The organism is Arthrobacter sp. zg-Y1116, assembly GCF_024385485.1.
Classification (GTDB): Bacteria; Actinomycetota; Actinomycetes; order Actinomycetales; family Micrococcaceae; genus Arthrobacter_B.
Genome location: NZ_JANFLR010000001.1, coordinates 947,744 through 968,976, shown reverse-complemented (window position 1 = coordinate 968,976; position 21,233 = coordinate 947,744). Strand labels below are relative to the sequence as shown.

The window sequence follows — 21,233 nt, the reverse complement described above, 5'->3', positions numbered from 1 at the left end:
TTTTCCCCAGCGGCAGCCGCTCCTAGACCCCTTCGACCGCGGGCAGGCGCCCGGAACGTACCGCGTCCGCGAAGGTCTGGTAGTCCTGCTCGTTTTGATCTGCGTACCGCTCGCAGAAGTCGGTGATCGACTTATCGAACTTCTCGCTCTTGCCAAGATAGGCCGCGATCGCGACCGGGTCTCCCGATCTGGCGTGGGCCCGGGCCAGTGTCCAGCCGCAGGTGCGGGCGTAAAACTCCATCCCGCGGGGTTTCATCGTTTCCACGACCACTGAGCCCTTCATATCCCGCAGCTGGCGCCAGTACAGGTACCGGTTTTCCTGCACGCCCTTGGTCCAGCCCAGGAAAATGTCGCTGGCGGCCTGCATCCTTCGCTGGCCCTGCACTACGCGCTGTCCCGGCTGGCGGTATCTGCTTTTGGGCAGGTGGTCCTCAAGGACTGACCGTGTTGCTTCCTTGACCTGCAGGAACAGCGGGTCGTCTGAATCGCGGCCCTGAAGCAACGCGATAAAGCCCCGGGTGCCGACGCTGCCCACACCCACCACCTTGCGGGCGATGTCGACGATTTCGAAGCGCTCGAGGAGGTGGCGCCTGTCGTCCTGCAGAGTGGCCCGGTAGGACCGGAGCTGCTCGCGGGATTCCTCCCACATCTGGTCCGCGGATAAACCGTATGAATCACCGAACTCCCTGAGGGGGATGACGATCGGCGGCTGGCTGACGATTCGGTACTTCCCGTCCACGAGCTCAGCCAGCTTCGCGAGTGCCTGCAGGCTGTCCCGGGAGCGTGCCTTCCGGGCGGTTTTCTCCGCCGTCTTTCCGATCTGCTTCGCCGCCTTTTTCGCCGCCTTGCCCTTGCCGGTGTCCGCCCCCAGCTGGATCGTCGACAAAATATCCTGCTCCGTCAGACGCGCGTACCAGATGTCCATGGTTCCCATTTGTGCGAACTCACGCATCGCTTCGCGGTAAGCCCGAACCGCGGCGAGGGTTGCCGAGCGCGCGTCTTCGTTGGAGAAGGAGTTGTTCCTGGCCGCAATGGTGAAACTCGCGGTCATCCGCAGCACGTCGTACTCGAATGGTCCCGGAAGCGTTTCGTCGAAGTCATTCAGGTCGAACATCAGGATCCGCTCGGGGGAGGCGAATACGCCGAAATTGGACAAATGGGCGTCGCCGCACAACTGGGCGGTCAGCCCCGATCGAGGCGTGTCCTTAAGGTCGGCAGCCATGATCTTGGCCGCACCGCGGTAGAAGGTCAACGGCGAGTCAAGCATCCGGCCGTGGCGCACCGGCACGAGGTCCGGATCGCGGGTGAGGTTCTGCTCTTCGATGAGCGCGACGGGGTCCGGGCGGTCGGGTGCGGGAACCCAGCCCTGATGGACGGAGACGGGTATTGTCTCCCGGCGGTCCTTGCCTGCTGCCACGCGTTCCGTAACGCTCGGGTGCTGAACCTCGATACTGGCCATGATCGGCGACCTCTCTGCAACGGCTTGTTGCGCCATCCGGCAGGTCCTGCGGGGGCCGGGCTCTGAGCGGCGGCCGACGTCCAAAGAATAGCGGATTGGCCTCTCCGAGGGGATGGGCCCGGCGTCCGGAATGCGGCGAAAGCTCACCCTTCGGGCCCGGCCGCCTGCGCACCCCGCACCCGGTGCCGGACCTCGCGGTACAGCAACTCGAAGGTGGTGACCCGGTGCGTTTCATCCGAGATGCGGGCATGCGGCGGGCGCGGCAGATGCGGCATGGCACAAAGAATAGAAGTCCGCGGCCCCGCCTAGAAGACCGGCCGGCGCCTAGAGTTCCCGGATCGGGGTGCCGGCCAGGAACGCCGAGATATCCTCCACCACCTGCGGAAAGAACGTGCGGTAGTTCCGCTCGGTGACGTAGCCGAGGTGCGGGGTTGCCAGGACGTTGGGCAGCTCCCGGAACGGGGAATCTGCGGGCAGCGGTTCTTCGGCAAACACGTCCAGCCCGGCGCCGGCAATCGTCTGCTGCCGCAACGCATGGAGCAAGGCGGGCTGGTCGACTATCCCCGCCCGGGATGTATTGATCAGGAAAGCGCCCGGCTTCATCAGCGCCAGTTCTCCGGCCCCGAGTAGCCCGCGCGTCCGGTCGCTCAGCACCAGATGGATGGAAACGACATCGGACGCCGCCAGCAGCGCTTCCTTGGAGGGAGCGAGTCGGGCTCCGGCGGCTTCGGCACGTTCGGCGGTGAGATTCTGGCTCCAGGCGAGGACCTCCATCCCGAACGCAGCGCCTACCCGCGCCACCTGTACCCCGATCTTCCCCAACCCCAGCAGGCCGAGCGTGGCGCCGTGCAGGTCGGTGCCGATGGTCTGCTGCCAGGGTCCGCGGTCCCGGAGTGCGGTTGCCTCCGGGACCAGGTGCCGGGACAGCCCCAGGATCAGCGCCCAGGTCAGCTCAACGGGCGGGGTCGAATTGCTGGCCGTCCCGCAGACAGTCACACCCCGCTCCCGGGCCGCGGCCAGATCGATCGAGGCGTTGCGCGCCCCGGTGGTCACCAGCAGTTTCAGGCGGGGCAACCGGGCGAGCAGGCTCGCGGGAAAAGGGGTGCGCTCGCGCATGATGACGACGACGTCGAACCCGGCCAGGCGCGCGGCTACGTCGTCCTCGTCGGCCAGGTGGTCGGAGAAGACGGTCAGCTCAACCTGGCCCTCCAGGGAAGCCCAGTCGGCGAACCGGGTGGCGGCTTTCTGGTAATCGTCGAGCACTGCGCATGTAACAGACATGAACTCTTCCCTGGTGGCGGTGGACGGACGGGGAACGGCTGGGAACAAAGTACCGCGGCCGGCGGCAATGCCGCTCCCCGGCTCCGGCAGGCCGAGGGGGAGTGATACCGGAAAGACACACGGCGCCGTCCTGCTTGTGACCCACGTCATGTCTCCGGTACGGTGACTACACCCCGGCGGTTCGACTATCGAACGTTCTGTTCAAATAACGAACACGATCGGCGGCACCAACGGCACAACGAAGTGAGGACCCCCGTGCAGTTCCACCACCACGGCTACGTATCCGGTGACCCCCGCATCCAGCCCGCCGCCGGCACCGGCGTCGACCGCCCCGCAGACCTGCCCGACAAAGTGGACGTGCTGATCGTCGGCTCCGGTCCCGCCGGGATGGTCACCGCCGCACAGCTCTCGCAGTTCTCCGGCGTAACCACCCGAATCGTGGAGCGCCGGGACAGCCGCCTCGCCATCGGCCAGGCGGACGGCATCCAGGCCCGCAGCGTGGAAACCTTCCAGGCCTTCGGCTTCGCCGAGGAAATTACCGCCGAGGCCTACCGCATCACGGAGATGTGCTTCTGGCGCCCGGACCCGGAAAACCCGGAAAACATCGTCCGCTCCGGCCGCGCCTTGGACGACCCCGCCGGAATCAGCGAATTCCCGCACCTGATCGTCAACCAGGCCCGCGTGCTGGACTACTTCGCCCGGTTCATGGCCAACTCACCCACCCGCATGCGGCCCGACTACGGGTTCGAGTTCCGCAGCCTGACGGTCGACGACGACGCCGAGTACCCGGTCACCGTCACCCTCCTGTCCACGGCCGGCCCGGACGAAGGCACCGAACGCACGGTTAAAGCCAAGTACGTGGTGGGCTCCGACGGCGCCCGCAGCAAGGTCCGCGACGCCATCGGCTGCACCATGGCCGGAGACAAGGCGAACCACGCCTGGGGCGTGATGGACGTGCTGGCCAACACCGACTTCCCCGATATCCGCACCAAGTGCGCCATCCAGTCCTCCAACGGCGGCAGCATCCTGCTCATCCCGCGCGAGGGCGGCCACCTGTTCCGCATGTACGTGGACCTCGGCGTTGTGCCCGAAGGAGACAACGGCGCCGTCCGGAAGACCTCCGTTGACCAGATCATCGCCAAGGCCAACGGCATCATGGCACCCTACACGCTCGACGTCCGCAACGTCGCCTGGCACAGCGTGTACGAAGTGGGCCACCGGCTCACCGACCGGTTCGACGACGTCCGGCCCGAGGACCTCGGCACCCGCACCCCGCGCGTCTTCATCACCGGCGACGCCTGCCACACGCACAGCGCTAAGGCCGGCCAGGGCATGAACGTCTCCATGCAGGACGGCTTCAACCTGGGCTGGAAACTCGGCCACGTGCTGGAAGGCCGCAGCCCCGAAACCCTGCTCTCCACCTACTCGGCCGAACGCCAGGTGGTGGCGAAGAACCTCATCGACTTCGACAAAGAGTGGTCCACGCTCATGGCGAAGAAACCTGAAGAGTTCGAGAACCCCTCGGATCTGGAGGACTTCTACGTCCGCACCGCCGAGTTCCCGGCCGGGTTCATGACCGAATACACCCCCTCCATGCTCATTGCAGAGCCGAAGCACCAGGACCTGGCCGCCGGCTTCCCCCTCGGCAAGCGCTTCAAGTCCGCACCCGTGCTGCGGGTCTGCGACACCAACCCGGTGCAGCTGGGCCACCAGGCGCGGGCGGACGGCAAGTGGCGGATCTACGTCTTCGCCGACGCCGCGGCCGCCGGCTCCCCCTCGCCGGTCACCGAGCTGGCCGAATGGCTGGGCACCGCGCCGGACTCCCCGCTGGCGGCCACGCCGGAAGGGGCGGACCGGGATGCCTGGTTCGACGTCAAGGTGATTTACCAGCAGGACCACACGGGCATCGATCTCGGCGCCGTGCCGGCGGTGTTCAAGCCGCAGGTCGGACCGTTCCAGCTCGATGACCTGGCGAAGGTCTACGGCACGGACCCGACCGCCGACATCTTCGAGGCGCGCGGCATTTCCCGCAACGGCGCCGTGGTGGTGGTCCGCCCGGACCAGTACGTGGCCAACGTGCTGCCGCTGACGGCCACGGCGGAGCTCGCCGGGTTCTTCGCGCCCCTGCTGCCGGCCCGCCAGCAGGCGTAACCGGTTCCCAACGTACGACGACGGCGGCGCCTTAGGTGCCGCCGTCGTCCCGCGTTAACGGCAGTGCGGCTGGCAGACTGCCCCGTATGGACCCATTCGAAAGGCACCAATGAGCTATACGCAGTACCCCATGCCCAGTCCGCCCAAGAAGGCGTCACTCGGACCGGTTGGAAAGACGGCCATTGCAGTGACCGCTTTCCTGCTGGTTATGGCCGTAGTGGCGGTAGGAGTCTTCATCGCGAGGGGTGGAGACGGGTATCAGGACCGTGATTGGGCAGACAAGGTGGACTCCATGGTCGACTCGCTGCTCCCGATGGTGTCCGGCGAGGTGGACGATCCCCACGGCGACGAGTTCGATGAGTTCTGGAAAGACCCGGCGATGAATACCCCGGAGGCCACCGCCCTCACGGCCGCGGTGACAGCTCAGTGGGAGTCCCACTTCCGCACCAACCAGCTTCAGGCGCAGGGATACCTGTCCAAGATCGAGGATGCGGACGCCAAGGCGAGGGCCCAAGAGAAGATGGACCAGCTTGACCGTGCGTTTGCCGACGACCGACCGGCGCGTGGAAAGGTGGTCATCTTCGAGGACCTGTCCCCGTTCCTCTCTGCGAGTTGCGACCCGGACGACAGCGACAAAGACCTGATCAAGTTCGACTCCTCCGGGAACCCCAAGCCACAGTTCACCAATCGCAACACGCGGGCCGGTACTTGGCCTTCGGACCCCGATTTTGAAGCGCGGGTTAAGCCCCTGATCGCGAAGGCGTACCCGGAGATGTATGACGCTTGGCTCTCCGAGCGTTGTAGCAAGTAACCCTGGGCGGGACCTTTGCCGACGCGGATGAGGCTTTCGCCTACGCCGAGGGCGAAGATGACCGGAGCCTTAAACGGTTCAGCCCCGCCGGAAACCGCCCTCGGTGCTGATCGTCTGCCCGACCACCCAGCGGCCCTCGTCGGACACCAGCCAGGCGATCAGCCGGGCCGGATCATCGGGGGCGCCGATGTGGCCGCCGGGGAACCGGGACCCGACGTCGTCGAGGACTTCCAGCGGACGGTCCGCCGTCGCCGGATCCAGGTAACCGGTGTTGACCGGCCCCGGATTGACGGTGTTAAGCAGGATCCCGCGGTCGGCGAGGTCAGCCGAGACTGATGGAGTGATGCCGGCGAGGGCGGCCTTCGAGGTGCAATAGGCAATTTCATCTGGCATCGTCCCCAGCAGCTGTCCACTGGTGAACCAGATGACCCGCCCGCCCGTCCGTCCGTCGTGCTGGTCGGCGAAGCGGGCGGTGGCGAGCAGCACGGAGCGGGCATTGACGGCCCAGTGCGTGTCCAGCATGGCGGCGTCCAGTGCCTGCAGCCGACCGTCGCCCCCGCTGCGGGCATGGTTGCAGATCAGAATGTCCAGGTGACCCAGGGCTGCCGCGGCGTCGCGGATCAGGGAATCGGGCGCCTCGGGTGCAGCGAAATCGTGTTCACCGTGGGCAAGCCGGGCGCCGGGCTGCAGCCGTGCCCGCAGCAGGTCCATCACTTCGTCGATGTCCTCGGCACCCCACGGCTGTTCGTCGTCGTGCGGCGCGAAGTGCTGCAGGTACAGGCTGGCACCCATATCGGCCAGGCGTGCGGCAACGGCGAAGCCAATGCCCCGGCGGCGGCTCACGCCGGTGACGACGGCGGTGCGGCCGGTCAGGGGAGGGGTAGTCATCGGGCCATGCTAGCGGGAGGACTCCGCGGACCTGCGGAAGGACGAGCAGCTGCCCTTGAAATACTCCCGCAGCTGAGCGGGATCTCCGGCCTGTGCAGGGGCAATCACGGAGGCATCAAAGACTTCGGGGTTGACCATGAACTCCTGCGTTGAGGGCAGGGAGGTGTACTTGGCTAGGTACTCCATGCTGTGGTCCTGGCCCGCCGCGTCTCCGCTGTCGAGGGCCTGAAGGTAGGAATCCATCCACGCGCAGAGCCAGTAGCCGGCGACCGTGGTGTCCTGGACTCCGTCCTGGATGCTGATCCCTCCCTGCTGGGTTCCGGACGAGGGGTCGCTGAAATTTCTGAGTTCGATCCGCCATTCGATCCCGGCCGGCAGCGGCTCCGGGAACTCGGCGATGGCTTCCGCCACCGCCTGGTCGAAGCAACCGGGTGCGATGCTCACGTAGCCCCCGGCCGGGTCGATCCGCAGACTTTCGCCGCCCGGGCAGGGCCGCAGGGTCATTGTGGGTTCCGGGGTGGGACGGGCGCTGGCCTCGGCGCGGGCCAGCGCCTCGTTGCTTTCCGCGTCGGTGGTTCCGCAGCCCGCAAGCATGCCGGTGAATAGGACGCCGGCTGCGGCAATGCCCATCGCTGCGGTAAATCGAGTTTTCATGTGTCCCCCCGGTCTACGCAGACAATAGCCGAGCAGGGATCGGGGGGATAGCCGCATTTTTTGGCGAGCAGGCCGGGGCTAAGCCGTCCGGACGCGGGTTCGTCCTACCAAGGCAAGGGACCGTCCTCATCGCTGAAGGTGCCGGTGGGTCCGTTGGCCGGGATGGTGGCCATCCGGACGGCGGCCCTGGCACCCTGCTCCGGGGTGCGTGTTCCCCGCCAACCGTTCAGATCCGTGGCAACAAAGCCCGGGCAAACCGCATTGACCAGGATGCCCTCCGGCGCCAGCCCTTTCGCATACTGCAGCGTCAGGGAGGTCAGGGCCGTTTTGGACGGGGCGTACCCGGCGGCGATCGGGTCGGCATTGGCCGGATCGGATACTGCGGCGAGGGATCCGGCCACGCTGGAGACGTTGACGATCCGAGGGGCCTCGGAGAGGCGCAGCAGCGGCAGGAAGGCGGCGGTCACGGAGATGACCCCGAAGAAGTTGGTCTCGAAGACGGAGCGGATTTCATTCACGTCCGCCGAGCCCGGCTGCTGGGCAGCAAAGCTGACTCCCGGCGTCGCCACAATCCCGGCGTTGTTGATCAGGGCATCCAGCCGCCCGAAGCGGCGTTTGACCTCGTCCGCAGCGGCCGCCACCGAGGCCGGATCGGTCACATCGAGGACGACGGCGACGGCGTCTCCACCCTCCGCGCGCACGGCCGCGGCAGCCCGCTCACCGGCGTCGGCGTTCCGTGCGGCTACCACCACGGTGTGGCCGAGCGCCGCCAGCTGGCCGGCAATCTGCCGCCCAATACCTTTGTTGGCTCCCGTGACGAGGGAAATCATGCTGTCATTCATGGCACTCCTTGAAAAAGCGGTTTCTTCCGGGTTGTGGAAGATACCTCCACTCTGTCTCCTCTATTCGGGACTGGGAATAAGGAAAAGTCCGCATTTCTTGCCCTAGAGTACAAACATGGTTTCCGACCGTTTATCCGAAGTCCTTGATTTCATCCAAGTCCGGGGCGTCATTTCCGGCAGCATTGCCGTGCACGGCCGCTGGGAAACGGAGGCAAGGATAGACGACGACATGAAGTTCTTTGCCGTGGTGCAGGGCAGCATGAAACTGGCGACCGACGGCCTTGAAGAACCACTGCATTTGGAGGCGGGCGACGTCGTCGTACTTAACGGCCGCACCTGGCTGCGGCTCCACGGCGGCAGCGGAGACGCAGTGCCCGCCCGCCTCGATCCCCCCGCCAGCGGCACCTTTGTCCGGGCGGGGGAGGGCGAGCCCGGAACCGAGGACATCATCATTGGCGGCCGGGTGGCGGTAAATACCGTGGGCAGGGACCTGCTGCTGCAGGCGCTTCCGCCCGTGGCCCACGTCCGGTCCGGCACCGACGCCGCACCCCACCTGCCCATGCTGATTCGGCGTCTTTTCGACGAAGTTTCCCGGCAGCAGATCGGCTCCGGGTTTGCGGTCCGCCAATATGCGCAGCTCCTGCTGCTGGACGTACTCCGGTCCTTCATCACCGATGCCGAACTCCCGCAGGGATGGCTGAAGCTGATAGCCGATGAACGGCTCCGCCCGGCCCTGGCCCTGATCCATGCCCCGGGGGCTCCGCCGCCGAGCCTGGCGGAACTCGCGAACGCAGCCGCCATGTCCCGCACCGCCTTCGCGGAGCGGTTTCGGGACGTTGCCGGCACTCCGCCCCGCGCGTACCTGAACAACTGGCGCATGCTCGTGGCGCAGCGGGAACTGAGGTCCGGGGATACCCGGATCCGGTCATTGGCGTTGGACCTCGGTTTCTCCTCCGAGAGCGCCTTCAGCACAGCGTTCAAGCGCAGCGTGGGCGAATCGCCGTTGCATTACCGGTCCCGGGTGCGGGCGCTGGAGTCGGTGGATTAGCTCGCGCTGGCCGGACGACGACGGCGGGTGTGGGCGTAGATTCGAGCCTGATCGCCGGACAGGGCGAGGATCAGTAGGACGTCAAAGGCGTAGCCGAACAAGTTGGTCCGCAGCGCGGCCTCGGGTCCGGCGGACACGGCGGCCACCTGCACGGCAATGGCGACCGAGCTCAGGGACATCGCGGTGATCCGGGCCCGGTTACTGCCGCGCAGAATGAGTACTGCCAGCACAACCTCCACCCCGGCGAAAACGGTGAGCGAGACGCTGGTGGGAGCATAGGCACGGCCCAGCTCGGCAACGCCGCGGCTCTGGGTGCCCAGCAGGTTGATCACCGGGGAGATATCGGTCAGGTGGACCAGGAAGGGCGCCGCCACCGCCAGGGAGGCGAATCCGCGCAGGAACACCAGAACGGCACCGAAAATAACCGCAGCCGGCGGCCGGTCCGGGGCGGCAGCTGTGTCGACGGGCACGGCCGGGCCGGTCTCCGGGAGCCTGCTCAGGTCCGCCACCGGCAGGTCCCCGTCGGTGACAATTGAGTCCCCGCCGCCGTTGCGGGAGTGGTATCCGGTGGAGAAGTTCTTGATGACCTCCACGGACACCGCGGGGGAGGCTTCCCGGAGGGAGTTGATCAGGTAGTCCCGTTCGGCGTCGATGTTCTCGCCGACCCGGTGCGTGACCTGCAGGGTAAACAGGGATAAACCAACGGCACGGTCAAAGGACGCGGCACCCAGCCAGTCCGCGGCAATGCCGCCGGGGAGCATCCAGCCCTCGGGGCAGCGCCAGAAACGGACATGGTGGCGCTGCCGCGGGTTGCCGTGCATTTCCTGCTCGTAGGCAAAATCCTGCTGCCGGTCGAACAGGAGCAGGGGGCTCACCGGGGCGTGGATGTAGCTGCGGTGCAGCAGGGTGGAGGAGACAATGCGCCAGCTGCTGGCCAGGGTCACCGGGTCCGCAAGGTGCCAGCCGGCCTTTTCCAAGGCGCCCCGCAGCTGCGCCTCGCTGCCAAGGAAGGCCAGGTTGACGGCGTCGCCGAACAGGCCGGCATTGGTGCGGGTGCGGCCCATGAAGTAGTTGGGAATGAAAATCTGCGTCAGGACGCGGTCCAGGCGCGGCAGCACCAAGTACGCCAGCGCGGCCCAGAACACCACCAGGAACCAGATATGCCGCTGCTGCAGGCTTTCCTCCAGCAGCAGCACGGCGAACCAGGCTGCACCGATGCCGCTGAACGTGAAGAAAGCCCAATCGACGGCGGTTGCGCCGGGTCCGCCGTCGGACTCCGCTGCGGTGCCCGGCTGGATCATCCGGAAGTCATAGCCCCGGCACTTCGCCGTTTGCCCGGGCCTCAATCCAGTCCACGGCCGCATCCGGCAGGTAATAGGCCCCGCTGCCGTCCGAAGCCATGCCGCGGCTGCGGGAGATCTCCTCCACCACCCACGGCTCTACGGCGTCACCGTTATTGGCGGTCAGCCACTCGCGGGACTCGGAGGTGAGCATCGGCCACCAGAGGGCAATGTCCAGGTCATCGCGCTCAAACTGTTCATCAGTCATGGCTAAAACTCTGGCACTAACGGACCGGATGGTCGACGGTCTGCGCTTCCCGGTTACCAACCGGCCGGAAATTCCCGGGCCCACCCGCCGCGAAGCCGGGTTGCCCCGGAAAACCGGACGTGCGACCGTGGAAGGGAGGCCGCGACACGGTCTCCCGGACGAGGGGTGCCGTACCCGGTGTGCGACAAGACGGCCCAAGGGAGACTCTCATGTCATGGATTGTTCTGGTGCTGTCCGGCGTCCTGGAAGCAGTGTGGGCCACCGCGCTGGACAAATCGCAGGGGTTCAGCCGGTTCTGGCCCTCGGCCATCTTCGTTACCGCCCTGCTGGCGAGCATGGCCGGGCTCGCCTACGCCATGCGGGAACTGCCGCTGGGCACCTCGTATGCCGTCTGGGTGGGCATCGGCGCCACGCTGACCGTCATCTACGCCATGGCCACCGGCGCGGAATCCGTGTCCCTGCTGAAGATCGTGTTCCTGGCGATGATTGTGGGCGGCGTGATCGGCCTGAAGTCGCTCCACTAGACGGCGCCCCGGGCCCGCTAGATTAGACGGCATGACTGCTGCGGGGGCCGTGCTCGAGATTTCCAACCTACTGGTGGGCTACGCCGGTGCACCCGTCTGCGGCGCCATCACCGCGCACGCGGACGCGGGGGAGATCCTCGGCGTCGTGGGCTTCAACGGTGCGGGCAAGTCCACCGCCGCCCGCACCATCGCCGGGAAACAGCTGATGCTCGACGGCGAGGTGCGCGTCCACGGGCTGCCCGCCAACGAGGACGCCATCCCGTTCCGCCGGCAGGTGGCCGCACTCTTCGATGAGGACGCCTTCTTCCCCTCCCTGTCGCTGCGGGAACATCTGCAGCTGGTCGCCCGCGGGCACGGGGTCGCGGACCCGGACGCCGCCGTCGACGCGGAACTGGACTTTTTCGGCCTGCAGGACCGCGCAGACGCCGTCCCGGAGTCCGTCTCCTCCGGCCAGAGGCGGCGGCTGCTGCTCGCCTCGGCCCTGATCCGGCCGTCCTCCCTGCTGATCCTCGACGAACCGGAACAGCGCCTGGACCCGGTGATGCGCGAACGGGTGGGGAAGCGGATCCGCCAATACGCCGACGACGGCGGCACGGTTCTGCTTGTGACCCACGATCCGGCGTTGCTCCTGGCGACCGCGGAACGCTGCCTGCTGATCGATGACCAGGTGCAGGAGATCGAACCGGCCCGGGCCGCGGCCGAGATCGCGGGCCGGTAACCCGTGACCCGCATCGAAGCCGCCCCGAGGGCGACGGAGTTCAACCCGGCCCGCTACACTCGTGCAGCCTCGCGGGAACACCGCCGGGGCAGTGTCCGCGTCCGGGATGTGCTGCTGGACGCCTATGCCACCTTGCTGGGAGTCGGAACCATTGGCGCTCTGGCCGGGGGACTGGTGCTGGCGATGCGGAACGAGGTCGCGAAGGCCCTGGGTTCCGGAACCGGCAGCCGCCGCACTGTTATCACCGCGGACTGGACCGCCCTGCACGACGGCGCCGCGGCGACCGTCCTGCTGTTCGCGGCCCTGGCTGCGGTGTTGGCCGGTGCCCGGAAGCTCGGGCCGGTGGCCGTGGCCTCGGCCGAGGGGTACTGGTGGCTGAGCCTGCCCGTGGACCGTCGCCCCTTCCTGGCCGGACCGCTGCTCCGCCGAGCAGGCCTGGTCTGGGCCGGAGGTGCGGTGCTATATCTGCCGGTCGGCTTCATCAGCGACCTGCAGGCACCATTGCAAGGCCAGTTCCTCGGTGCCGCCGTCTTCGGGCTGGCGGCGGTCTGTGCACTGTTGCTGGCGGCCCTGCGGCAGTCGGCGGGGACCGGTTTCCCGGGCGGAACAGCGGGTACGGCCGGCGGGCTGGTGCTGCTGGTCCTGCTGAGTTTCGTTCCCCGGCTGGCCGCCGCCGGGGAGCTATGGCCGGCCGCCGCAGCGTTGGCCGCCGTCGTTGGACTGTGGGCGCTGGTGTTCGCACGGATAGGTGCGATCCCGGGCCGTGAGCTGATCCGGGGCGGCGGGGTGTCCGGGCACGCCGGTGCTGCGCTGTATCTGATGGACACCAACGAGCTTGGCCGGGCGTTCGCCGGCACGCCGAAGGTCCGGACGACCTCCCGCGCGCGGCGCTGGTACGCCAGGGGAGCGCGCACCCCGTTCGGCGCACTGCTGCGGGCGGATGCCACCGCATTCCTGCGCACCCCCGGGACCTGGGGCCGTCCCGTACTGCTGCTCCTGCTCTGCATCACGGTTCTGCTGTCCGCCGGACAGCAGCCCGCGCCGCTGCAGCTGGTCATCATCCTGCTCACCATCTGCGCGGTGGTTCCGGCGCTGGGCACCCTGGCCCGGCAAACCGCAATCACACCGGGGCTGGACGCCCTGCTGCCGCTGTCCCCGGCACTGGTGCGGCTGAGCCGGACGGCCCTGCCCGCGGCCGCACTGATGATGTGGTCCGCAGGGTTCTGCGCCGTCCTGGTGCTGCTGGGTGCGGGCAGCCCGGCGCTGATCGGGCTTGGCGCGCTCGCCGGGGTCGGGTTCGGTGCTGCGGCGGTCCGGGGTGCGTACCGGCCGCTGCCGGACTGGACCGCTCCGCCGACCGAAACCGTGTTCGGTCCGGTGCCCACAGCGCAGACCGGATCCCTGGCCCAGGGGCTGGATGCGATCCTGCTGGCCGCGGTGCCGTTGCTGCTGGGCCTGTTCCTCGGCTACGTTCCCGTAGTGCTGCTGCTGGCCCAGGCGGTCTTTTCCGCGGTCTGCGTCCTGCTGGTGATGTATTCGCGGAAATAGGACGGGCGGCAGACTCGATGGCGCACTGGGCCTTACGTGAGCAGTGCTTCGCGGTGCATGCGCGCCAGCGCCCTTGTGCAGGGAAAGACCCGGGGGTTGAGTTGCGGGATGGGATCCCTTACATACTCCATGAACTGCTCACTGGACGGGTACGGCGCCGACGCTGACGGCAACTTCGCCTGGTTGGAGCCGACCGAAGATTTTCTTGCCTCACACTCCGAGGACCTGGAAGACGCGACCGCCGTGCTCTACGGGCGGCGCATGTACGAAACCATGGCCGTGTGGGAAACCGATCCAACCTTGGCCGCGGGGCCGCCGGGGGCAGCCCGGTTCGCGGCGGCCTGGACGGCGGTGCCCAAGGTCGTGTTTTCCTCCACACTGCAGGATGTTTTCACCGGGCGGACGACTTTGGAACGCACCCTGACTCCGGAAGCCGTGGAACGGGCCAAAGCCGCGGGAAACGTTATGATCGGCGGCCCGGAACTGGCCAAGAGTGCTATGCGCATGGGGCTGGTGGACATTGTGTCGCTGGTGATCTGTCCGGTAATTGCCGGCGGCGGTCCGCGGGCCCTGCCCGACGGGTTGCCGCTGGACCTTCGCCTGCTGCGGGAACAACGCCTCGACAACGGGGGAGTCCGGGTGACCTACGCCGTGGGCTGAGGCGTGCTTTCTGCGCGGCGGCTGGATCGGAACCAACCGCCGCGCACCCTGCTCCCGCCTAGAAGAGGCGTTCGGCCACGTTCACCCGGGTGGCCGACGTCAGAGCGGACTCGACCTTCGCCTTGGGTGTTGTGCCCGGAACCGAACTCATCAGCTGGTCATCGGGCGTGCCGGCATCCGCGAGGTAAAGACGGGTGTAGCCAGCAGAGTCCGGCTCAAACCTCCAGCTCTCGGCGACTGTGCCGGCGTCGACGACGTCGAAGCCCAGTCCGTCGATGAGTGCGGCCGCCTCGGCCTTGGCTGAGTCGTCGTCGGACGCGATGGGCAGCGCGGAGCGGTCAGCGGACCCGGCGGGGCGGGCCAGAAGCGGAATGTGATGGGCCAGGATGTTATTGAAGGCCTTGACGTACTGCGCCCCGGGAAGCCGGCTCTGCACCAGTTCACTGGTGGTCACCGTGCTGTCATCAAGCTCGGCGATCCGCCCGTCCCGGGACGGGTAGTAATTGCTGGTGTCCAGGACGATTTTGCCGGCCAGCAATCCATCCGGAAGAGCGGAAACCGCATTCAAGGGAATGGAAAGCACGACGGCGTCGCCGAGTTTTGCGGCGTCTTCCACCGTTCCGGCCTGGGCCAGCGGCCCGAGGTCGGCCACCAGTTCCGTGAGCGTTTCAGGTCCCCTCGAGTTGGCAATCACGACGTTCATGCCCGCCGCAACCGCGAGACGCGCGACTGCCGATCCGATGTTTCCGCTTCCAATGATGCCCAATGTCGGCATTGCGTATCCCTTCGATGATGTTTCGTTGGACTGGCGCGGGTGTACTCCGGCAGTCCCTAAAGGAGGCAACTGCCCGTGCTGCGGAGGAATTCCCTCGGACGAAGGCGTCCAGGACGGCGGATTCCGGGCGGAAAGTGCTAGGCGAACCGTGCCCCGGCGGACATCGCGAGGTTTCGGGCTCCGGTGAAATGCTCGGCCGTGGCGACACGGTTCAGCAACCGTGCCGCCCGGACCATGAGGTTTCCCCGCCGACGCCGGCCGGCGTCGTAGCGCTGCAGGCCGGCGGTGACGTCGGGAGCCGAACTGAGTGCGTCAATCAGGGCCACCGCGTCCAGAAGAGCGTCACAGGCACCGCGGCCAAGGTTCGGCGCCATGCCGTGCGCAGCGTCGCCCAGCAGTGCCAAGTTGCCGGAAACGTAGGACGGGAGCGGCGGAACGTCGAACAGTTCCCGGTAATCCATCGGGCTTCCGTCCAGTTTCCCCAGGACCCGGGCGACGTCCGGATGCCACCCGCGGTAGAGGCTGCGCAGCAGTTCTACCCCCTGGGCGCCGATAGCCTCCGGGGAACCCAGCGGAGGAAGGTCTGTGGAACGGAGGCAGGCAAACCAGTTGGTGCTACCGGCATCCAGCGGGGTAATGCCGAACAGGCGGCCGCGCCCCCACGTCTCGCTGACCCCGCCGGCCGGGCCGGGTACAACGCCGCGAAAGGCCACTGTTCCCAGCGCCCGGGGCGGTATTCCGTTGCAGGCGGTGCGCAGGCGGCTGAAGATTCCGTCGGCGGCCACAACAACATCCGCAGAGGGCAGGGTTGAGGGCCCTGCAGCCGGTGAATTCCATTGGATAAGCCCGGCAGGCAAGTCCCCGGCCAACGCCTCCAGCAGGACGGTGCGCGGCACCAGGCGGGCGGTCCGGCTGCGGCCCATGGCGGCGATCTGGCTGCCGTCCGGTTTCAGGATCCGTGCGCCCTGCTCTACCACCGAGCCGGCGCGGACTGCGTCACCGGCGCCCAATGCGTCGAGGGCCCGCATCGCCTCGGGCCACATGGCCAGCGCCGTTCCGCTGCCGGGAAGGTTTGCGCCGCGTTCGAGCACCTGGACCGACCATCCTGCGCGGAGCAGCCCCCGCGCAACGGCGGTTCCTGCGATACCCGCTCCGACGATCAGTGCTGAACCGCGCATGCGTGTCTCCTCATCATCAATGGTCCGGTTCCGTCGGGCTCGGGGCGGCCCCCGTCTGAGGGTGATTCCGTTCCTGCGGGAATCTACGCCGCCTGCTGCCTGCTGTCGACGTCGGCCGCCAGGTCCGCGGCGGTCTCCCGAGGCCGTCGGAAACCGACGACCGTCAGGTAGATCCCCAGCGACGCCTCCCAGATGATCTCCGGGAGCGTGGCCAGCGCGGAGGGAACCGAAGACTGTTCGTAGGCGCCGAAAAGCACGGCAATACCGGACAGCGACATCAGCGGACCGCCGACCAGGCCGAACAGTGCCATCGGCCGCGGCACCAGATGCGATCGGTACATCAGGAACCCGAGCAGCAGGCCGTTGCCGATACCCACCACGAACCCCGGGCCGAGCAGGAACGTCCAGTCATGCACCGTTACCAGTGCCCGCGCCACGGGCAGGTATTGCCCGGCGTCGGCACCCCCAGTCTGCCGCAGCGTCACCACGGTGAGCACGCTGAGAATCCCGAAGGCAATAAGCGCGCACTCCATGATCCGGGCCGCAACATAGCCGACAGCGGCAGTCTCGCTGTAGCGCCGCAGCACGGGAAACAGCACGACGGCGGTCCCGATGTTCGCGACGATCAGCACCAGTTCGCAGACGGCGCCGAGCAGGATCCGGGTGTCGGCGCCGGGTCCGGCGAGGTAGTTGGGGTCGGTGAGCAGCGGTGCGTACAGTGCGGCCCCGGCGATGGCGGAGGCGAAGGTGAGGAGGAAGAGGATCCCGGCGGTCCGGGCCGTGCGGTTAGAGGTCTGCATGACGCTCCTGTAGGCCAAAGGTGTACGACGTACACCCGATGCGATGAACTTAGGTGTATGTCGTACACTCTGTCAAGCATCGATTTCCGGGAAGGCGGCCCTGTGGGACAGGTATCCAAGGCACGGCAGCAGGAACCGTCCGCGCGGCGTCCGCGCCTGAACCGGGACGCCGTGCTGCGCGCCGGCGTCGAACTGGCTGACCAGGTGGGCACCGACGGCTTCACCATGCGCACGCTGGCGGACGAACTCGGCGTGGTTCCCATGGCGCTGTACAAGCACGTGGCCAACAAACAGGAACTGCTCGAGGGCATGGTGGACCTGGTCTGGGCCGAGGTCACGGAACCGGAGAGTGCGCGCGGCTGGAAACAGGCCGTGCGTGATCGAGCCGCCTCCCTCTGGGCCGCATTGGTCACGCACCGCTGGGCGGTGGGGCGGATGGAAGCGGCAGGCCGGCCGGGGCCGGAGAGCCTGCGCCAGCACAACGCGATGCTGGGCTGCCTGCGGCAGAGCGGATTCACGTTCCGCGCCGCCGTCCACGTCATGAGCCTGCTGGATGCCTACGTGTACGGCTTCGCCCTGCAGCAGAAGACGCTGTCCTTCGAAACCCCGGAGGAGTCGGCCGAGGCCGCCGCCGACACCCTCAACGGGGAATCGGCGGAGGCTGCGGCCCGGTATCCGTACCTGCTCGAAGTGGTGGGCGAGCTGGCGAAGCAAGGCTACGACTACGACGCCGAATTCAACGTCGGGCTCGACGTGCTGTTGGACGGCATCGAAACCCTGCGGGGCTCCTGGCGGGACGGCTAGGTTCGTCGGAGCGAGATCATCATTTCTTTGACGGCTTGATACTCAGCAGTGCGCTGATACGCCTCGAAAAAGCTGCTGTTCCCGGTAGCTTTGAGGCTCGGACGGAAAGTCTGACTTGAAAGTATTGATGCTCATTTCAGCACCCACTTCGCCACGAACCGGGTTGAACCTTGTTTCATAGTGATAAGCGACTGCCGTCCCTTCATGGGTTGGGGCAATCTGCTCACCCGGGATTTTCTGATATTCGAGCGGAACAGGTGCGATAGGCCCGGCGACCACCGAGTCATTGACTGCTGGAAAACCTGCGACAAAAGCAGCCATCTGCCTTCCTCGCGCATCCTGCACGATGAGGGACGTGGACACTTCGTTCGGGACCGACGTGGGATTGGAGACCACTGACCATTCGGAGGGGTAATCGAACTCGAACATGCCGTCGGGGGTAACGTACGTCGAAACCCGAGGTGTGGAGACCGCCGGTTGAAGAATACGGTGGCTTTGAGGCATGGATTTCAATATCCCCTGATTTTATCGCTGATCGCAACATGAAACTCCGACAATCAGTAATTTATAGGAGATCCCGCGCTTTCGACGTGAGAGCAGGCGTGCTCCGTCGGATAATATGTCCGGGTCGACCTAATTGTTCCGGTATTTGCCAGGTGTGCGGCAACTTCGGAATCGACCGTAGTTGCAATCTCCGCTGCGGCGAAGACATGACGCTTTGACATCGTCGACTACTGAAGCACAACCCTGATAACAGAAAAGGCAAACACCTTAATGAGCACTACCGAAACAAGCTATAAACCCGTTATCGGCACCGGGAAGTCCTTTGTCGTGACATGGCTGCTCGCGCTCTTCCTGGGCGGGCTGGGTATCGACCGGTTCTACCTGGGCAAGATCGGGACCGGTGTCCTGAAGCTCCTGACGGGTGGCGGTTTCGGCATCTGGACGCTGGTTGACCTGATCATCACCCTGACCGGGAACCAGAAGGACAAGCAGGGCCGCCCGCTGGACGGATATCAGCAGAGCAAGAAGACGGCGTGGATCGTCACCATCATCGTGTGGGTCCTGAACGTCATTGTTTCGGTGATCATGATTGTCACCATGACGGCGACAATTAGCGCGGCTGTTCAGGAAAGCCAGAAGGCATCGGAGACGAACAGCACTACGCTGTCCAGCCCGGCCCCGGTCTCCTCCGCGCCGACCGAGGAGGCACCAGCTGCTCCTGCCGTTCCAAAGAACAATGACAATGTGCAGGCGCTGAACAGTGCCACGTTCTACAGCGACTCCCTGCACATGAGCAAGGCCGCCATCCAGGACCAGCTGGGCGGGGAATACGGCCAGTACACCCCGGAGGCCGCGCAGTACGCCGTCGATAACCTCAAGGCCGATTACAAGACCAACGCGCTGGAAGCCGCGAAGTCTTTGCAGAAGGAAAACCCTATGCCCCTGGATGAGCTGCGGGATTACCTCGCCAGCACCGATATGTACGGCGCAATGTTCACCCCTGAGGAAGCCGACTACGCCATTCAGAACCTGAAGTAGTCCCCTTCCGCAAGACTCCGATGCCGGCCGGCGGCTGACGACCCGAGGACGACGACGGCGGGGCGAATGCAGCGGCATTCGCCCCGCCGATCCGGGAGCTGTTGCCACCCCGCTGCACCGGTGCAACGGTAGGACGGGTAGGCCAACCGACAAGGGGCACCATGGACCTCGAGGAACTGCTCGCGGCGCTCAACGCAGGCGAAACCGTTACCGCCGGATCACCGCTGCATGAAGCCATGCATCACGCCAGCCAGACCGCCCTGCAGGTTACCGGCGAGCTCAACGGCGGCTACCATGAACCGGCCCGGGTGCGGGAGCTGCTCTCCCGGCTGACCGGGAAACCGGTGGACGAGACCGTTGCCCTGTTCCCGCCGTTCTCCTCCGACTTCGGGAAGAACATCAGCCTGGGGAAACGGGTGTTCATCAACGCCGGCTGCCGTTTCCAGGACCAGGGCGGGATCCGCATCGGCGATGACTGCCTGATCGGCCATAACGTTGTCCTAGCCACGCTCAACCATGATCTGTCGCCGGACCGCCGGGCGGACATGCATCCGGCGCCGGTCACGCTCGGCCGGAACGTCTGGCTCGGCTCCAACGTCACGGTCCTGCCGGGGGTGACGGTCGGCGACGATTCCGTGGTGGCCGCCGGCGCCGTCGTCACCAAGGACGTTCCGGCTCGGGCCCTGGCCGTCGGGTCACCGGCACGGGTTCTCCGGCACCTCGCGGATTAGACCGGCGGCGGCAGGCGTGTGGCGTGCGCAGCCCTTTAGTTGCCGTGAACGCCGGTGTTAGCTTGAGGCACGGATTGAATCGATGTGCGGGAACACCCGTACGGGATGGAGATCGCCATGACTGAACACCTCCACAAATACGCCGACCTGTACCGGAAACAAGGACCCTGGTGCGCGGCCTATGTCGATGCCGGGGCCGGAACGGTGGAAGGCCGGGAAGCGGCCGAAGTCCGCCCGGGCGCTGTCCGGAGGGCGCTGGCGGAAAAGGGGGCTCCGCCGGCGGACCTTGAGGCCATGGAAGCCGCGGTGGCTCCTGCCTACGGCGTGCCCGCCCCGGTGTCGCGCTTCGTCCTAGTCCGGCAGGGGACGGAGGAACTGAACGAACTCCTGCCCGGCCCGCTTGTCGGCCCGAAGCACGTTTCCGTGGGGCCCGTTCCGGACCTGCTGCCGCTGCTCAAGCACCGTCCGGAAGAATTCCCGTACATCGTTGCGGAAGTGTCGCGGGAAGGCGCCGAGATCCGGCTGGCACACGTGGGCCGCCCCGGTCCCGCCAGCATCCAGGATGTCGCAGGCTCCACCGAGGACATCCGCAAACTCTCCGCCGGCGACGGCTGGGCGCAGGACAAGCAGCAGCGCAGGACCGAAGGCATCTGGCGCCGGAACGCGGACGAGGTCGCCGGCCAGATCGACAGCATCGTGGACAGCAGCGGTGCCCGGCTGATCGTGCTCGCCGGTGATGTCCGTGCCCGCGGACTGGTGCAGGACCAGCTCGCCGAAGCGCACCGGAACCTGGTCCGCATGCTCGATTCGCATACCCGTACCGGCGGTGCCCATCATGAGGGTTTCGAGGACCGCGTCCAGGAACTGATTGCCCTGCAGTGGGCGGACGAGCAGGAACAGATCATGGACCGCCTCGCCCTGCAGCAAGGGCAGGCCAACCCCGAGTCGACCACCGGCATCGGTGCTGTTGTCCAGGCCCTTCAACAGGCGCAGGTGGACATGCTGATCCTGAATGACACTGCGCTCGCCGACCACCGGTTGTTGGCCCTCGCCGTCGAGCCGTGGGTGGCCACTGCGGAGGAGCAGGCGCTGGGCTCAGACGTGCTGGGCAAGGTTTCCGCTCCAGTGGCCCTGCTGCGCGCGGCGGCCCTGACCGATGCTTGCCTCCTTCTGGTGCCCGACGGCGTCCTGCCCGCCGGAGCCGGCGTCGCCGCGCTGCTGCGCTGGCCCACCGGCCCCGAAGCTCCCGGCAGGAACGCGACCTAGGGGCA

Annotated in this window: 23 protein-coding genes and 1 riboswitch; of the genes, 11 read left to right on the top strand and 12 right to left on the bottom strand. The window is 66.7% G+C overall.

Annotated elements, in window-relative coordinates; all coding sequences use genetic code 11:
- Window positions 1-22: 22 nt before the first annotated feature.
- From NNX34_RS04565 to NNX34_RS04555, 3 genes are all read right to left on the bottom strand, one after another.
- Window positions 23-1,495, bottom strand: a complete 1,473-nt coding sequence (locus NNX34_RS04565) for a DUF2252 domain-containing protein (RefSeq protein ID WP_255765328.1) — start codon at window positions 1,493-1,495, stop codon at window positions 23-25.
- A 107-nt stretch (window positions 1,496-1,602) separates the two neighbouring features.
- A complete protein-coding gene (locus tag NNX34_RS04560; protein WP_255765327.1) occupies window positions 1,603-1,734 on the bottom strand; it encodes a hypothetical protein in 132 nt (43 codons plus the stop codon).
- A 49-nt stretch (window positions 1,735-1,783) separates the two neighbouring features.
- Window positions 1,784-2,740 (bottom strand): D-2-hydroxyacid dehydrogenase family protein, encoded by a 957-nt coding sequence (locus NNX34_RS04555; protein ID WP_255765326.1) that lies wholly within the window; start codon window positions 2,738-2,740, stop codon window positions 1,784-1,786.
- Between the two features lie 255 nt (window positions 2,741-2,995).
- Here NNX34_RS04555 and NNX34_RS04550 point away from each other — a divergent pair, with 255 nt between their 5' ends.
- Both NNX34_RS04550 and NNX34_RS04545 read left to right on the top strand, forming a co-directional pair.
- Window positions 2,996-4,891, top strand: coding sequence for an FAD-binding monooxygenase (locus NNX34_RS04550; RefSeq protein WP_255765730.1), 1,896 nt, complete (start codon window positions 2,996-2,998; stop codon window positions 4,889-4,891).
- 109 nt (window positions 4,892-5,000) lie between these two features.
- Entirely contained in the window at window positions 5,001-5,702 is a 702-nt protein-coding gene (locus tag NNX34_RS04545; protein ID WP_255765325.1) for a hypothetical protein, read from the top strand.
- A gap of 78 nt (window positions 5,703-5,780) precedes the next feature.
- Here NNX34_RS04545 and NNX34_RS04540 read toward each other — a convergent pair whose 3' ends face one another.
- The 3 genes from NNX34_RS04540 to NNX34_RS04530 all read right to left on the bottom strand — a co-directional run bounded on the left by NNX34_RS04540 (window position 5,781) and on the right by NNX34_RS04530 (window position 8,086).
- Window positions 5,781-6,590, bottom strand: coding sequence for an SDR family oxidoreductase (locus tag NNX34_RS04540; RefSeq protein WP_255765324.1), 810 nt, complete (start codon window positions 6,588-6,590; stop codon window positions 5,781-5,783).
- 9 nt (window positions 6,591-6,599) lie between these two features.
- Complete coding sequence (locus NNX34_RS04535) at window positions 6,600-7,244, bottom strand: hypothetical protein (RefSeq protein WP_255765323.1); 645 nt, start codon at window positions 7,242-7,244, stop codon at window positions 6,600-6,602.
- 104 nt (window positions 7,245-7,348) lie between these two features.
- Window positions 7,349-8,086 (bottom strand): SDR family oxidoreductase, encoded by a 738-nt coding sequence (locus tag NNX34_RS04530; RefSeq protein WP_255765322.1) that lies wholly within the window; start codon window positions 8,084-8,086, stop codon window positions 7,349-7,351.
- A gap of 115 nt (window positions 8,087-8,201) precedes the next feature.
- On the opposite strand from NNX34_RS04530, the gene NNX34_RS04525 reads away from it, so the two are divergent.
- Window positions 8,202-9,134, top strand: a complete 933-nt coding sequence (locus tag NNX34_RS04525) for an AraC family transcriptional regulator (protein WP_255765321.1) — start codon at window positions 8,202-8,204, stop codon at window positions 9,132-9,134.
- Here NNX34_RS04525 and NNX34_RS04520 read toward each other — a convergent pair.
- Entirely contained in the window at window positions 9,131-10,435 is a 1,305-nt protein-coding gene (locus tag NNX34_RS04520) for an LssY C-terminal domain-containing protein (RefSeq protein WP_255765320.1), read from the bottom strand. The genes NNX34_RS04525 and NNX34_RS04520 overlap by 4 nt on opposite strands.
- Before the next feature lie 7 nt (window positions 10,436-10,442).
- Window positions 10,443-10,682 carry a hypothetical protein gene (locus NNX34_RS04515; protein WP_255765319.1) on the bottom strand — a complete coding sequence of 80 codons (240 nt, stop codon included), beginning with the start codon at window positions 10,680-10,682 and terminating at the stop codon, window positions 10,443-10,445.
- Window positions 10,683-10,814: 132 nt separating this feature from the next.
- Window positions 10,815-10,881, top strand: a riboswitch (guanidine-III (ykkC-III) riboswitch).
- Between the two features lie 10 nt (window positions 10,882-10,891).
- Here NNX34_RS04515 and NNX34_RS04510 point away from each other — a divergent pair.
- The 4 genes from NNX34_RS04510 to NNX34_RS04495 all read left to right on the top strand — a co-directional run bounded on the left by NNX34_RS04510 (window position 10,892) and on the right by NNX34_RS04495 (window position 14,132).
- Window positions 10,892-11,206, top strand: coding sequence for a multidrug efflux SMR transporter (locus NNX34_RS04510; protein WP_255765318.1), 315 nt, complete (start codon window positions 10,892-10,894; stop codon window positions 11,204-11,206).
- 31 nt (window positions 11,207-11,237) lie between these two features.
- On the top strand, window positions 11,238-11,924 hold the full coding sequence (locus NNX34_RS04505) for an ABC transporter ATP-binding protein (protein ID WP_255765317.1): 687 nt from the start codon (window positions 11,238-11,240) through the stop codon (window positions 11,922-11,924).
- 3 nt (window positions 11,925-11,927) lie between these two features.
- Window positions 11,928-13,472: a DUF6297 family protein gene (locus NNX34_RS04500; protein ID WP_255765316.1), complete on the top strand. Its 1,545-nt coding sequence runs from the start codon at window positions 11,928-11,930 to the stop codon at window positions 13,470-13,472.
- A gap of 108 nt (window positions 13,473-13,580) precedes the next feature.
- Entirely contained in the window at window positions 13,581-14,132 is a 552-nt protein-coding gene (locus tag NNX34_RS04495) for a dihydrofolate reductase family protein (RefSeq protein WP_255765315.1), read from the top strand.
- 58 nt (window positions 14,133-14,190) lie between these two features.
- On the opposite strand, the gene NNX34_RS04490 is transcribed toward NNX34_RS04495, so the two are convergent.
- The 3 genes from NNX34_RS04490 to NNX34_RS04480 form a co-directional block, all read right to left on the bottom strand.
- A complete protein-coding gene (locus tag NNX34_RS04490) occupies window positions 14,191-14,976 on the bottom strand; it encodes an NADPH-dependent F420 reductase (RefSeq protein WP_255765314.1) in 786 nt (261 codons plus the stop codon).
- 68 nt (window positions 14,977-15,044) lie between these two features.
- Window positions 15,045-16,085 carry an FAD-dependent monooxygenase gene (locus NNX34_RS04485; protein ID WP_255765313.1) on the bottom strand — a complete coding sequence of 347 codons (1,041 nt, stop codon included), beginning with the start codon at window positions 16,083-16,085 and terminating at the stop codon, window positions 15,045-15,047.
- An 83-nt stretch (window positions 16,086-16,168) separates the two neighbouring features.
- A complete protein-coding gene (locus NNX34_RS04480) occupies window positions 16,169-16,885 on the bottom strand; it encodes a DUF4386 domain-containing protein (protein WP_255765312.1) in 717 nt (238 codons plus the stop codon).
- Between the two features lie 57 nt (window positions 16,886-16,942).
- Here NNX34_RS04480 and NNX34_RS04475 point away from each other — a divergent pair, with 57 nt between their 5' ends.
- Window positions 16,943-17,689, top strand: a complete 747-nt coding sequence (locus NNX34_RS04475) for a TetR/AcrR family transcriptional regulator C-terminal domain-containing protein (protein WP_255765311.1) — start codon at window positions 16,943-16,945, stop codon at window positions 17,687-17,689.
- Window positions 17,690-17,731: 42 nt separating this feature from the next.
- On the opposite strand, the gene NNX34_RS04470 is transcribed toward NNX34_RS04475, so the two are convergent.
- On the bottom strand, window positions 17,732-18,010 hold the full coding sequence (locus NNX34_RS04470; RefSeq protein WP_255765310.1) for a hypothetical protein: 279 nt from the start codon (window positions 18,008-18,010) through the stop codon (window positions 17,732-17,734).
- A 453-nt stretch (window positions 18,011-18,463) separates the two neighbouring features.
- Between NNX34_RS04470 and NNX34_RS04465 the strand changes: the two genes are divergently transcribed.
- The 3 genes from NNX34_RS04465 (at window position 18,464) to NNX34_RS04455 (ending at window position 21,228) form a co-directional block, all read left to right on the top strand.
- Window positions 18,464-19,231: an Ltp family lipoprotein gene (locus tag NNX34_RS04465; protein WP_255765309.1), complete on the top strand. Its 768-nt coding sequence runs from the start codon at window positions 18,464-18,466 to the stop codon at window positions 19,229-19,231.
- A gap of 161 nt (window positions 19,232-19,392) precedes the next feature.
- Window positions 19,393-19,962 carry a sugar O-acetyltransferase gene (locus tag NNX34_RS04460; protein WP_255765308.1) on the top strand — a complete coding sequence of 190 codons (570 nt, stop codon included), beginning with the start codon at window positions 19,393-19,395 and terminating at the stop codon, window positions 19,960-19,962.
- Window positions 19,963-20,079: 117 nt separating this feature from the next.
- The gene (locus NNX34_RS04455) at window positions 20,080-21,228 is read left to right on the top strand and encodes a Vms1/Ankzf1 family peptidyl-tRNA hydrolase (protein WP_255765307.1); all 1,149 of its coding nucleotides are present in this window, start codon (window positions 20,080-20,082) and stop codon (window positions 21,226-21,228) included.
- The last annotated feature ends 5 nt before the right edge of the window (window positions 21,229-21,233 follow it).